The 12,426-nt window shown below is 57.9% G+C and carries 15 protein-coding genes and 1 tRNA gene; 14 read left to right on the top strand and 2 right to left on the bottom strand.

From position 1 onward, the window contains the following. The first annotated feature begins 15 nt into the window (after nucleotides 1-15). From BLQ98_RS05105 to BLQ98_RS05115, 3 genes are read left to right on the top strand one after another with little or no spacing between them, the layout of a single operon-like run. Nucleotides 16-768, top strand: a complete 753-nt coding sequence (locus BLQ98_RS05105; RefSeq protein ID WP_093732266.1) for an amino acid ABC transporter substrate-binding protein — start codon at nucleotides 16-18, stop codon at nucleotides 766-768. 6 nt (nucleotides 769-774) lie between these two features. Continuing rightward, nucleotides 775-1,449, top strand: a complete 675-nt coding sequence (locus BLQ98_RS05110; RefSeq protein ID WP_093732267.1) for an amino acid ABC transporter permease — start codon at nucleotides 775-777, stop codon at nucleotides 1,447-1,449. Further along, nucleotides 1,446-2,225, top strand: coding sequence for an amino acid ABC transporter ATP-binding protein (locus tag BLQ98_RS05115; protein ID WP_093732268.1), 780 nt, complete (start codon nucleotides 1,446-1,448; stop codon nucleotides 2,223-2,225). The genes BLQ98_RS05110 and BLQ98_RS05115 overlap by 4 nt, the downstream gene beginning before the upstream one ends. Nucleotides 2,226-2,397: 172 nt before the next feature. Here BLQ98_RS05115 and BLQ98_RS05120 read toward each other — a convergent pair. Then, nucleotides 2,398-2,487: transfer RNA gene (locus BLQ98_RS05120), tRNA-Ser, on the bottom strand. A gap of 145 nt (nucleotides 2,488-2,632) precedes the next feature. Here BLQ98_RS05120 and BLQ98_RS05125 point away from each other — a divergent pair. The 8 genes from BLQ98_RS05125 to BLQ98_RS05160 all read left to right on the top strand — a co-directional run bounded on the left by BLQ98_RS05125 (nucleotide 2,633) and on the right by BLQ98_RS05160 (nucleotide 9,791). Beyond that, nucleotides 2,633-3,475 carry a DUF2059 domain-containing protein gene (locus BLQ98_RS05125; protein ID WP_093732269.1) on the top strand — a complete coding sequence of 281 codons (843 nt, stop codon included), beginning with the start codon at nucleotides 2,633-2,635 and terminating at the stop codon, nucleotides 3,473-3,475. A 2-nt stretch (nucleotides 3,476-3,477) separates the two neighbouring features. Continuing rightward, nucleotides 3,478-4,287 (top strand): hypothetical protein, encoded by an 810-nt coding sequence (locus tag BLQ98_RS05130; protein ID WP_093732270.1) that lies wholly within the window; start codon nucleotides 3,478-3,480, stop codon nucleotides 4,285-4,287. Nucleotides 4,288-4,510: 223 nt separating this feature from the next. Further along, nucleotides 4,511-5,224 (top strand): 50S ribosomal protein L21, encoded by a 714-nt coding sequence (locus tag BLQ98_RS05135; protein WP_093732271.1) that lies wholly within the window; start codon nucleotides 4,511-4,513, stop codon nucleotides 5,222-5,224. A gap of 12 nt (nucleotides 5,225-5,236) precedes the next feature. Beyond that, on the top strand, nucleotides 5,237-5,506 hold the full coding sequence (gene rpmA / locus BLQ98_RS05140; RefSeq protein ID WP_093732272.1) for a 50S ribosomal protein L27: 270 nt from the start codon (nucleotides 5,237-5,239) through the stop codon (nucleotides 5,504-5,506). A gap of 230 nt (nucleotides 5,507-5,736) precedes the next feature. Continuing rightward, nucleotides 5,737-6,273, top strand: a complete 537-nt coding sequence (locus BLQ98_RS05145; RefSeq protein WP_093732273.1) for a GNAT family N-acetyltransferase — start codon at nucleotides 5,737-5,739, stop codon at nucleotides 6,271-6,273. 27 nt (nucleotides 6,274-6,300) lie between these two features. Beyond that, a complete protein-coding gene (gene obgE / locus BLQ98_RS05150) occupies nucleotides 6,301-7,338 on the top strand; it encodes a GTPase ObgE (RefSeq protein WP_093732274.1) in 1,038 nt (345 codons plus the stop codon). Beyond that, on the top strand, nucleotides 7,326-8,435 hold the full coding sequence (proB, locus tag BLQ98_RS05155; protein ID WP_093732275.1) for a glutamate 5-kinase: 1,110 nt from the start codon (nucleotides 7,326-7,328) through the stop codon (nucleotides 8,433-8,435). Before obgE ends, proB begins: the two co-directional genes overlap by 13 nt. A gap of 78 nt (nucleotides 8,436-8,513) precedes the next feature. After that, nucleotides 8,514-9,791, top strand: coding sequence for a glutamate-5-semialdehyde dehydrogenase (locus BLQ98_RS05160; protein WP_093732276.1), 1,278 nt, complete (start codon nucleotides 8,514-8,516; stop codon nucleotides 9,789-9,791). Here BLQ98_RS05160 and BLQ98_RS05165 read toward each other — a convergent pair. After that, nucleotides 9,788-10,390, bottom strand: a complete 603-nt coding sequence (locus BLQ98_RS05165) for a histidine phosphotransferase family protein (RefSeq protein ID WP_093732277.1) — start codon at nucleotides 10,388-10,390, stop codon at nucleotides 9,788-9,790. The two genes, BLQ98_RS05160 and BLQ98_RS05165, sit on opposite strands and share 4 nt — an antisense overlap. A gap of 68 nt (nucleotides 10,391-10,458) precedes the next feature. Here BLQ98_RS05165 and BLQ98_RS05170 point away from each other — a divergent pair, with 68 nt between their 5' ends. The 3 genes from BLQ98_RS05170 to olsA all read left to right on the top strand — a co-directional run bounded on the left by BLQ98_RS05170 (nucleotide 10,459) and on the right by olsA (nucleotide 12,377). Further along, nucleotides 10,459-10,662, top strand: coding sequence for a DUF3553 domain-containing protein (locus tag BLQ98_RS05170; RefSeq protein ID WP_093732278.1), 204 nt, complete (start codon nucleotides 10,459-10,461; stop codon nucleotides 10,660-10,662). Between the two features lie 99 nt (nucleotides 10,663-10,761). After that, nucleotides 10,762-11,526 carry an L-ornithine N(alpha)-acyltransferase gene (olsB, locus tag BLQ98_RS05175; RefSeq protein ID WP_093732279.1) on the top strand — a complete coding sequence of 255 codons (765 nt, stop codon included), beginning with the start codon at nucleotides 10,762-10,764 and terminating at the stop codon, nucleotides 11,524-11,526. Next, nucleotides 11,523-12,377 carry a lyso-ornithine lipid O-acyltransferase gene (gene olsA, locus BLQ98_RS05180; RefSeq protein WP_093732280.1) on the top strand — a complete coding sequence of 285 codons (855 nt, stop codon included), beginning with the start codon at nucleotides 11,523-11,525 and terminating at the stop codon, nucleotides 12,375-12,377. Before olsB ends, olsA begins: the two co-directional genes overlap by 4 nt. Nucleotides 12,378-12,426 lie beyond the last annotated feature (49 nt).

A 12,426-nucleotide genomic window follows, 5' to 3' on the forward strand; every position in this document is an offset into this window, starting at 1 on the left:
GTAACGGAGAATATCATGATCAAACACGCCACACTCACCGCAATCGCCCTTGCTACCGGCGTCAGTGCTGCTCAGGCAGAGACGCTGAATGTCGGTATGTCGGGCGGGTACTTTCCTTTCACCTTTGTAAAGCTCGACGTGCTACAGGGGTTCGAGGTCGATTTCATTAACGCCGTCGCCAAGGAAACCGGCGACGAAGTCAATTTCGTCACTATGTCCTTTTCCGGCCTGATCGGCGCGCTGGAATCCGGCCGCATCGACACGATCGCAAACCAGATCACCATCACCCCCGAGCGCGAGGCAAGGTTCGCCTTTTCGCAACCCTACGTCTTTGACGGGGCGCAAGTCGTGGTTAAGGCCGGCAACGAAGACACCATCGGTAGCGTTGAAGACCTGAGCGGGAAAACCGTTGCGGTCAACCTCGGCTCTAACTTTGAGGAGTTGTTGAACGAACTGCCAAATGCGGGCGAGATCGACATTCGCACCTATGAAAGCAACATCGCCCAAGATACGGCGCTTGGTCGGGTGGATGCCTTTGTTATGGACCGCGTTTCGTCCGGCCAGCTGATTGCCGAAAGCCCGCTGCCGCTGGCGCTGGCTGGTAAACCCTTTAGCGAAATCCGGAATGCCCTGCCGTTCCGCAACGATGACGAAGGCAAAGCTCTGCGCGACCGGTTCGACGTGGCAATCACCAAGCTGAAAGAGGACGGCACCCTGACCGAGATTTCGGAAAAGTGGTTCGGCTCTGACATCACGACAGCCGAGTAAGCCAAGATGCGAGGACTGGATTTCGACTACATGCTGGGCTTGCTGCCCGTGTTGCTGGGCTATGTCCCGCTAACGCTTTTCATGGCGTTTGTGGGCATGGTCTGCGCATTGGTGCTGGCATCTGCTCTCGCGGTAGAGCGGGTGTTCCGGATTCCGGTCCTCGACGTCTTTGTGCGGCTGTTCATCAGCTTTTTTCGCGGCACGCCATTGTTGGTGCAGTTGTTTCTGTTCTACTACGGCTTGCCGCAAGTCTTGGGCTTTCTAGGAAATATTGACGGCGTCACCGCGACGATCATGGGGCTAACACTGCATTTCTCGGCCTATATGGCCGAAAGCATTCGTGCCGCTATTCTGGGCGTGGACCGCAGCCAGTGGGAGGCCGCGCAAGCGGTTGGGATGACCCAAGGACAGATGATGCGACAGATCATTCTACCACAGGCATCACGCGTCGCCGCGCCGACGCTTGTGAACTACTTTATCGACATGATCAAAGGCACCTCGCTGGCGTTTACTCTTGGCGTGACCGAACTGATGGGCGCGACCCAGAAAGAAGCCGCTGGCAGCTTCCTCTACTTCGAAGCCTTTCTAGTCGTCGCCGCGATCTATTGGGTCATGGTAGAGACATTGGCCTTCGCGCAGCGTCACCTAGAAGTCTATCTAAACAAGGCACATGCGCGATGACCAAGACAGAGACCATTTCAGAGACGGGCAGGGCGAGGGGCGACGGGATCACCATATCCGGTTTGACCAAGTCCTTTGGCACCACTGCCGTGTTGAAAGACATCTCGCTTGATATCGCCCAAGGCGAACGGGTGGTGATCATCGGCCCGTCGGGCACGGGTAAATCCACCTTGCTGCGCTGCCTAAACTTTCTTGATGCGCCAGACGCGGGCGTGATCCGCATTGGCGATATGTCTGTCGATGCGGCGACGGCGAAACGCGCCGATATTCTAGCGCTGCGGCGGCGCACGTCCTTCGTGTTCCAGAACTACGCGCTGTTTGCCAACAAGACCGCGCGCGAGAATATCACTCAGGCGCTGATCACCGTTCAGGGCTATAGCAAGGCCGACGCCAACGCACGTGCCGATGCAACGCTGCGCGAAACCGGCCTGTTCGAGAAAGCCGACAGCTATCCGGCCGCCCTGTCCGGTGGCCAGCAGCAACGGGTTGGTATCGGACGCGCAATGGCGCTGGATGCGGATCTGATGCTGTTTGACGAACCGACCTCGGCGCTGGATCCGGAGTGGGTCGGCGAGGTGCTGGACCTGATGCGCCGCGTGGCCGAGAAGCGACAGACCATGCTGATCGTGACCCACGAAATCCAGTTCGCGCGCGAGATTGCGGATCGGATCGTCTTTATGGACGAGGGGCGGATTGTCGAACAGGGCCCACCGGCAGAACTGCTTGATGCGCCCAAAGACCCGCGCACCCAATCGTTCCTGCGCCGCGTGTCCTGAAGGTTCATCTTAAAGCAAATGATAAGCCACGATTGCTAGGCAAAGTCCGACGCAGTTAGAGCTACGCTTTGCATCTGCCGGTCCGAGGTGAATGTTTGGTGCACTGCTCATCAACCACAGAAACTGGTCTGCCGGCATGGGCCGACTGCGGGACCTTGCGCGTATAGGTGAATGGCGGAGAGACAGGGATTCGAACCCTGGGAACCCGTGAAGGCTCAACGGTTTTCGAGACCGCCCCGTTCGACCACTCCGGCACCTCTCCGCATCGGTGTGGTGCGTCCGTTTAGGATGGATTTTACGGGGTGGCAAGGGGGGCTCGGCCAGTTTTCGCGGACACGGGGAATTTCATTGCTGACAAACCGATTTTGCCTAAGGTCTTGGGTGAATAACCTGAAAGGAATGCCACCATGCGCCAACTGACCCGTTTACCGTTAACTTTATGTTTTGGATTAGCGGTCATGATCGCCGTGGCTGCACCGATGGCGCGGGCTGCCGATAGGGAAAGGGTCGATGCATTTCTGGAAGTTACCGGGTTTGACGTCGCGCTTGAAAGCATCCGGCTGTCGGCTGATTCCGCGCCACAGATGCTGGGTATTGATGCGGATGCCTTTGGCTCTGAATGGTCACGATTGGTACGCGAGGTTTTTGAGACGGATTTGATGCTTGATATGGGGGCCGGCATACTTGCCCAGGCCTTGAGCGATGAGGCACTGGACCACGCGTCCGACTTCTATGCTACCGATCTGGGGAAGCGGTTGGTCGCGGCTGAAAACGCCTCTCATATGGAGGAAGATGATGCTGCGAAGTCCGAAGCGGGCGATGCGATTCTGAATGGGTTGCGCGGGATTAATTCTCCGCGTGTTGAATTATTGTCCCGCCTGAATGGTGCCAGCGATGTGGAGGAAAGCTCCATAAGGGCACTCCAAGAAGTGCAGGTCAGATTCCTGATGGCAGCCGCCGGCGCGGGGGTTATCGACCTACAGATGGAAGAGCCCGACCTGCGCGAAGCGATGCGCGCGCAGGAACCCGAGATGCGTGCCTCTATCAAAGAGAATGCGTTGGCGGGGGCGGCCTATACCTATCAGGCATTTTCGGATGAAGAGGTGCTGGCCTATGCAAAAGCCCTTGAAGACCCACAGATGCAGAAAGTTTATGCGTTGATGAATGCTGTGCAGTTTGAAATCATGGCGAACCGGTACGAACAGGTCGCGCAACGGCTGGGCAATATGCAACCCAGTCAGGACTTGTAATCATGCGGACGTTTATTATTGCGGTCGGCCTGTGGCTGCTGGCGCTCCCGGTTTGGGCAGATGCCCGAACCACGGTGTTGGTGGATGTGCTGCGCCTTGGCGAGCTGGCTGAAATTTTGCAGCGCGAGGGACTAGAGAACGCTGAACAATTGGACCGTGACATGCTGGGAGGGCAAGGCGGACCGGGCTGGGAGCTTCAGGTGCGCGCAATCTATAGCCCGGAACGGATTGTCGAAACCGTTCGCACGGCGCTGCAAATTGCTTTGATGGGACAAGAGCGCGAAGATGTCATCCGCTTTTTCGCGCAAGGTACAGGCGCGCAGATCATCGCCCTGGAAAACGAAGCGCGGGCTGCAATCACCGACCCAGAAATCGAAGAAGCTGCGCGCGCTCGGCTTTCTGATCTGGACGGGACCGCTGACGCCCGCCTTGCGCAGATCACTGCACTGATCGACAGCGGCGACATGGTTGAACGGAATGTCGCTGCGGCGATGAACTCCAACTTTCAATTCATGCGTGGTATGTCCGACGGTAACGCCCTGCAAATGACGGAGGCCGAGATGTTAGCCGACGTCACGCAGCAGCATGACGCGGTTAGCGAAGACACCCGCAGCTGGCTGTACAGCTACCTGGCTTTGGCCTATTCTCCGTTGGAGGATGACGCTCTTGAACGCTACATCGCATTTTCGAAAACCGATGCTGGGCGCAGCCTGAACAGCGCCTTGTTTGACGGGTTCGGAGCAGCCTACGAGGACGTGTCCTATGCCCTTGGGCGTGCCGTGGCGCTGAACATGGTCGCCGAAGACCTATAGCGTCCTAAGACGCCGCGCCGATATATCCCCGTCACGGCCCTGTGGCACTTGACATCAGGGGGGCGGTGCATCATACGGCAATCCTCAACCTAAGGGTGCCCGTTTCGGGTGCCTTTGTTATTTCATGAACATCCTGAAATGGGATGCGCTGTCCGAGGTGGGCCAAGGCCCGACGAACTCCCGAATGGGGACCACAGGATGCGGAAACAGTAAAGGAAGACGCATGTTTGCGGTCATCAAGACAGGCGGCAAGCAGTACAAAGTTCAATCCGGCGATATGCTTCGGGTAGAACGTTTGGCTGCTGACGCGGGCGAAACAGTCCAATTCAACGAAGTTCTCATGCTGGGTGGCGATTCTCCCAAGCTGGGCGCACCTTTGGTTACAGGCGCCGGCGTACAAGCCGAAGTCGTCGACCAGATCAAGGGCGAGAAAGTTATTCACTTCGTCAAGCGTCGCCGGAAGCACTCCTCCAAGCGCACCAAAGGCCACCGTCAAAAATTGACGCTGGTTAAAATCGGCGAGATCCTGTCATCTGGCGCGGATAAGTCCGACGTCAAAGCGGCAATCGGCACCGGTTCCGTGAGCGCCGCTGCCGTGACTGCTATGGAAGAGCGTTATGCGCTGAACAAAAGTGATCAGGCCGAAATGGCCAAGCGCGTGAAGAACAATCAAGCCGAAGAAAAATCGGCTAAGCCTGCCAAGGCGAAGAAGGCCAAAGCTGCCCCTGCAGCTGAAGGTTCCGACGATCTGAGCAAGATCTCGGGCGTTGGTCCGGTCATCGTTGGCAAGCTGAACGGTGAAGGCATCACAACCTTCGCACAGATCGCTGCTTGGACAGACGCTGACGTCGAAGCTATCGAAGAGAAACTGTCGTTCAAAGGTCGCGTCGGTCGTGAAGACTGGATCGCACAGGCCAAAGAACTCGCAAAAGGCTAAGGAGAGACACCAATGGCACATAAAAAAGCAGGCGGCTCATCCCGTAACGGCCGCGACTCAGCAGGTCGTCGTCTTGGCGTGAAGAAATATGGCGGCGAAGCTGTCATTCCCGGCAACATCCTGGTGCGTCAGCGCGGTACAAAGTACTGGCCGGCTCAAGGCGTTGGCATGGGCAAGGATCACACGATCTTTGCTGTCGTCGACGGCAAGGTTCAGTTTCACAAGGGACTGAAGAACCGGACGTTTATTTCGGTCCTGCCAGTGGCAGAAGCCGCAGAATAAGCCGCACCCAAAAGGTCTAAAAAATTAGGGATCGGCGGAAACGCCGGTCCCTTTTCCTTTCCGTCGTCCTGTGTCGGAAAATAGGGGAATGCACCTTGATTGACTGATACATCAAGGCTGCAAGGGACGGTGTTCGGACACCGTTGGGAGAGACGATATTTGAGGTGGACACTGGCCGCGCTGACGGTGGCCCCTGTCTCGTTCGTGCCGTTCGGAGGAGGAACAGAGCGATGGAAGATTTAACAATGTCGCAACAGCAAGTGATTGCAACTGAACGGTTCGACCTGCGCCCTGTGCGTCTTTCGGATCGTGGCATGATTGAACATTACGCCAGCGATCCACGGGTTGCGATGCGCACCGCCTCTATTCCGCACCCGCTGCCGCCGGGGGTGATCGAAAGCTATGTAACACGCGCGACCAGCACGCCGAGAACCGAAGATGTTTGGGTGATGGACGGACTAAAAACCGGTGGTTCCGAGGTAATGGGCGTCATTTCCCTGATCCGAATGGACCGAGACCAATCGGAAGTTGGATATTGGGTGGCCCCTGCGTTCTGGAATACGCATCTAGCCTCTGAAGCCGTGCAGGCGCTGGTACAAGCCAACCCGCTGCACAACAAAAATATGTTTGCCTCGGTGTTTCGCGACAACCCTGCATCTGCCAAAGTGTTGACAAATGCAGGTTTCCGCTATCTTGGCAATGCTGAAACCTATTGTCTGGCCCGCGAGACCTGCGTACCTACCTGGACGTATAGCTGCAAACTATGACCACACGTGCCCCGAAAGGCCTTTTAGATGAAGTTTCTTGACCTGTGCAAAGTCTACATCCGCTCTGGCGGAGGCGGGGGCGGTTGCGTGTCTTTCCGGCGCGAAAAATACATCGAATACGGTGGCCCTGATGGTGGCGACGGCGGGTCCGGTGGCTCTGTCTGGGCCGAAGCCGTCGATGGGCTGAACACGCTGATCGACTTTCGCTACCAGCAACACTTCTTTGCCAAAAACGGCCAGCCCGGTATGGGCAAACAACGCACCGGCAAAGATGGGGACGATATTATCCTCCGCGTGCCCGTAGGGACCGAGATCCTCGACGAGGATCAGGAAACCGTACTGGTGGACATGACAGAGCTTGGCCAACGGGTCGAACTTGCGCGCGGTGGGAACGGCGGCTGGGGTAACCTGCACTTCAAATCAGCTACAAACCAAGCACCTCGTCGTGCGAACCCCGGTCAGGAGGGCGTTGAACGTACCGTTTGGCTGCGGCTCAAGCTGATCGCGGATGTGGGACTATTGGGTCTGCCGAACGCGGGCAAGTCGACATTTCTTGCCGCCACGTCCAACGCACGGCCAAAGATCGCGGATTATCCCTTTACCACGCTGCACCCAAACTTGGGCGTTGTCGGGGTGGATAATACTGAATTCGTCGTTGCCGATATTCCCGGCTTGATCGAGGGCGCATCCGAAGGGCGGGGTCTGGGTGATCTGTTCTTAGGCCATGTCGAACGCTGCGCGGTGCTGTTGCACCTGATCGATGGCACCTCTGAAACCGTTGCCGAAGACTACCGGACCATCATTAATGAACTCGAAGCATATGGCGGCGAGCTGGCGGATAAACCCCGTATCACAGTGCTGAACAAGATTGATGCACTGGATGAGGATGATCGCGTAACCACCCGTGAAGAATTAGAAAAAGCCTGCGGAGGCGAGGTTATGATGATGTCCGGCGTCGCCCGCGAAGGGGTCACCGAGGTCCTGCGTGCCCTGCGTGGTCAGATTGACGATGACCGGCTGCGGTTCCGCATTGAAGACGAAGAAGAGGCACCTTGGCAGCCTTAAGCGACGGCAATCGTATTGTTGTAAAAATCGGCTCTGCGCTTTTGGTAGATCGCGCGACCGGGCAGCTGCGCTCTGGCTGGCTACAAAGTTTGGCACAGGACGTCGCGTGGCTTAAGGGGCAGGGCAAGGACGTGGTACTGGTGTCTTCTGGCTCGATCGCTTTGGGGCGTGGCGTGCTTGGGCTGCCTGCCACCACGCTCGCGCTTGAACAATCACAGGCGGCGGCGGCTGTCGGGCAGATCCGGCTGGCCCGCGCTTACGAAGAAGCCCTGGAGCCCTACGGGATCACCGCAGCACAGGTGCTTGTTACCCTCGAAGACAGCGCGGACCGTCGGCGGTATCTTAACAGCCGCGCCACGATGGAGCAGCTGTTGTCCATGGGTGCGGTGCCGATCGTCAATGAAAACGACACCGTCGCAACGGACGAAATCCGCTTTGGCGACAATGACCGGCTCGCGGCCCAAATTGCCGTGACCGTCGCCGCAGACCGTTTGATTCTGCTTTCCGATGTAGATGGCTTTTATTCGGCCAACCCCAACGACGACCCCGGCGCCGTCCGCTATGATGTCATCAGTTCCATCACCCCAGAAATCGAAGCGCAGGCGGGCGACGCGGGCTCCGGCCTGTCCAAAGGCGGTATGAAAACAAAGCTGATGGCCGCAAAAACCGCCACGACTGCAGGCTGCGCCATGGCGATATCCGAAGGGTCCCCCTTGCGGCCCTTGCTGGCGCTGGAAAATGGGGCGAATGCGACTTGGTTCACCGCGCAATCTGACCCGCAAACAGCGCGCAAACAATGGATTACAGCGATCAAGCCCCGCGGTAGTGTCACATTGGATGCAGGTGCTGTCGCCGCCATGTCCAAAGGCAAATCGCTTTTGCCAGCGGGGGTGACCGCTGTCGCCGGCCCGTTCGGGCGGGGCGACTCCGTGGCGCTTCTGGACCCTGACGGGCGTCCCATCGGGCACGGGCTAGCGCGCTATACATCGGCTGAAGCAATGTTGATTAAAGGGCGGCAATCTTCTGAAATCGAAGAGATATTGGGCGCGCCGGGGCGTGCTGCGTTGATCCATCGGGATGATCTTGCGCTTTCCTAACGTCCAAATGGTTTAAAATCCTCGCCGAAGGCTTTAGGTAGTAGGTAACTCGAAATCATAAAAAGCAGTAATTAGGGTATGACCTTGGATATGACACAGACAGACGACATTCCCGCGTTGATGGCAGATATCGGCGCGCGCGCCAAAGCTGCCGCCGCGACGTTGGGCTTTGCCAGTGCCGACCAAAAGCAGACCGCGCTGGAAAAAGCCGCTGATGCGTTGATCGCGAGCAGCGCCGATATTCTGGCGGCCAACGCCAAAGATCTCGAATTCGGCCGCGACAAGGGGCTTTCCGACGCAATGATGGACCGGCTGCTGCTGGACGACGCACGGATCAGCGCGATTGCCGACAGCCTGCGCAGTATCGCAGCCCAGGATGATCCCGTCGGGCAGGTGCTGACCGAATGGGACCGGCCCACCGGCCTGAACATCCAGCGCGTGCGCACGCCATTGGGCGTCATCGGGGTGATTTATGAATCACGCCCCAACGTAACAGCCGACGCTGGTGCGCTTTGCCTAAAGGCCGGCAATGCCGTGATCCTGCGGGGCGGGTCCGAAAGCTTTCATTCCTCCCGCGCGATCCACGCAGCGCTGAAAGTCGGGCTCGAAGCGGCTGGCCTGCCAGCGGATTCGATCCAGCTGGTGCCTACACGCGACCGTGCGGCAGTCAGTGAGATGTTGACCATGACCGACACGATTGACGTGATTGTACCGCGCGGCGGCAAGGGTCTGGTTGGCTTGGTACAGCGCGAAGCCCGTGTCCCGGTCTTTGCCCACCTCGAAGGGATTGTGCACATCTATATCGATGAAAATGCTGACCCTGAAAAAGTCTTGAAGGTCGTGTTGAACGCCAAAACCCGTCGCACCGGCATTTGTGGATCGGCTGAATGCTTGCTGATCCATGAAAAAGTCGCGCGGACCATGGGCAAGGGCGTGATCAAGGCACTCTTGGATGCCGGCGTTGAAGTTCGTGCAGACGGGGAGCTATCTCAGATTGAAGGCACCGTGCCAGCGACGCCCGACGATTGGGGTCACGAATATCTTGATATGATCATCGCGGCCAAGACCGTAGGCAGCATTGACGACGCGATCACCCATATCCGGACCTACGGATCGAACCACACGGACTGTATCATCACCGAAGACAACGCCGCTGCGACCAAATTCATGACGCGGCTCGATTCAGCAATCCTGATGCACAACGCGTCCACGCAGTTCGCGGATGGCGGCGAGTTTGGCATGGGGGCAGAGATTGGCATCGCCACGGGCAAGATGCACGCCCGCGGCCCTGTTGGGGCAGAACAGCTAACCAGCTTCAAATATCTCGTGCGCGGCGATGGTGCGGTGCGCAGCTAACCCTTGATACTGAGCGTGATTGTGGTCTCGGTCACGATAGACGTTAACTGCTGCCCGCTGTCTTTCACGATGGCGGGCAACAAGCCGAACTGAACTTGAGCAGGCAGCAGTCGCTCTGCCAGCGGTTGCCCTGCCAACACACCCCATAGTGCTGCGTTAATATTCAGACGGTCGGCGGTCCCCGTAATATCCCACCCCGTAGTGCGGTGCTCGATTTCGATCCGACCGCCATAAGGCATCCCCGTTTCCAGACAGAGCAGCCCTAAAAATACCATCCGTAAGGCGCTGCGCGAGGGAGCTGCCCCCAGAGGCCAGATCACCTCCCACTTGGACTGCGCATAGAGGTCGCGTAGGATATCAGTGGTCTCTTGTGCCGCGACAGGCTGCGTATTGCCACCGCCAAAGGCCACGCGAAAGAACCGCAACCGCGCACTGGCGTTGCGCACGCTTTCGTCGATCAACGCGACTTCGGGGCTCATGTTCATGCCCGACATCAAAAGCAGTTCAAGCCCATTGTTGATCGCGCCCACGGGCGATATCAAGTCGTGACAGATCCGGCTGCCGATCAACGCGGCGAAATCAGTGTCGGTCTCAGCCATAGGAATACCTCTCTCATCAACTTGCCCGCGCTTTGAACGGCCGCACCGCACAGCAAAAGGACGCACGTTTGGAAGACCTCAATGCGATACTGACACCCGGAATGCTGGTACGCCACCCTTCGTATCCCGATTGGGGTGTGGGGCAGGTGCAAAGCAACATCGGCAGCAAGGTCACGGTAAACTTTCGGAGCGAAGGCAAGATCGTGGTCGACAGCTTTCGGGTGATGCTCACCCCTGTCTTTGATGAAGGCTCTTCGTTAGCAAATCGTTAATTTTTCGCGTAAAGGCGCTGCGGCGCGGCGCAAGCATTGCGCGACAGGCCCTAACTGCCTATTTATCCGCGTAATTGCGACCGGAGACGATACCAGCTCATGACCATTGCAAAAGCGGCAGAGTTCGAAGTCCGTCTGGCGCGCACCCAAGCGGAGCTTCATGCGGCACAGAGGCTGCGCTATGATGTGTTTGTTACCGAACTGGGTGCGGGCGGCTCTTTGGTTGACCACGACAACAAGCTTGAAGTCGATCAATACGATGATTTTGTCGATCATTTGCTACTTATCGACCGTAAAACTGCGCAAACGGTTGGTGTCTACCGCCTGATCCGCCGCTGCATGGCGACCCGGGCAGGCGGGTTCTATTCCGAAAACGAATATGATTTGACCGCGCTGAAGTCCTCGGGGCGTGAAATCCTTGAGCTTGGGCGGTCGTGTCTGCATCCATCCTATCGCGGCGGCATTGCTATGCACCAGCTTTGGGCGGGGCTTGCATCCTATGTGGCGCGCCACGAGATCGAGATCCTGTTCGGCGTGGCAAGCTTTCACGGGACCCAAGCGGATGCTCTCGCAGAGCCTTTGTCGTTGCTGCACCACGCCTATCTTGCGCCCCCCGAACTGCGGGTCACGGCTTTGCCTAAAGCGCGGCAGAAGATGGACCTGATCCCCGCGGATACGCTGAACCGTCGACAGGCGATGGTACAGATGCCCAGCCTGATCAAAGCCTATCTGAGGCTTGGCGGCTGTGTGGGCGAGGGGGCCTTTATCGATTATGACTTTAACACAACGGACGTACTTTTAATGCTCGACACCGCGCGGCTTAGCGAACGCCAGGCCAAGATCTACAGTGGACAGCCCGCGTGAGCGCGGCTTGGGACAGCGCCGATCACCCGGCACCAGACACCATTGGGCCACTGGGGTGGGCGCTAGCTTTGATCCGCGGTCTTGTGCTGGCCACGGTGGTTTTTACAGGGCTGCTGGTCCTGCTCTGTATCCGCCTGATTGAGCGCCCCTTGTGCGGGCAAGGCCGCCCCGTGACCCCGCATATCACCCAAACCGTCTGCAAAATCGCGTTCTGGATCATGGGGTTGAGGCGCGAGGTCATTGGCACCCCGATGCGCCACAGGGGCGCTGTCGTTGCCAATCACACTAGCTGGCTTGATATCTTCAGCCTGAACGCAGCGCAGCGCATTTATTTTGTATCAAAGTCCGAGGTCGCCAGCTGGCCCGGCATCGGGTGGTTGGCCAAGGCGACCGGCACGTTGTTCATCGAACGCAGCCCCAAACATGCCCGCAAACAGACCGAGATTTTCCAACAACGGCTGCTTGATAATCACCGGCTGCTGTTCTTTCCCGAAGGCACCAGCACCGACGGCAAGCAAATCTTGCCGTTCAAAACCACGCTGTTTCAATCCTTTTTTGCGCCAGAGCTGCGCGATGCGATCTGGGTTCAGCCTGTTACCGTGCTTTATACTGCGCCAGTTGGGGCCGATCCGCGGTTCTATGGCTGGTGGGGTGACATGAGCTTTGGCGGGCATCTGGTGCGCACGCTGGCGTCCGCGCGGCAGGGGAAAGTGACCACGATCTACCACACGCCACTGGCCGTCGCCGATTTCGACAACCGCAAAACGCTGGCCCAAGCGTGCGAAACACAGGTCCGTAGTGCGCATCCGTCGGAACAAATAGCAGCCCCAAACACCGCGGAACTGCGCTGAGATAGACGTTTAATCCGCGGAATATGCGGCTTGAGCCTTGCGAAGCGTT

Source organism: Sulfitobacter litoralis, assembly GCF_900103185.1.
In the GTDB taxonomy this organism is placed as follows: Bacteria; Pseudomonadota; Alphaproteobacteria; order Rhodobacterales; family Rhodobacteraceae; genus Sulfitobacter; species Sulfitobacter litoralis.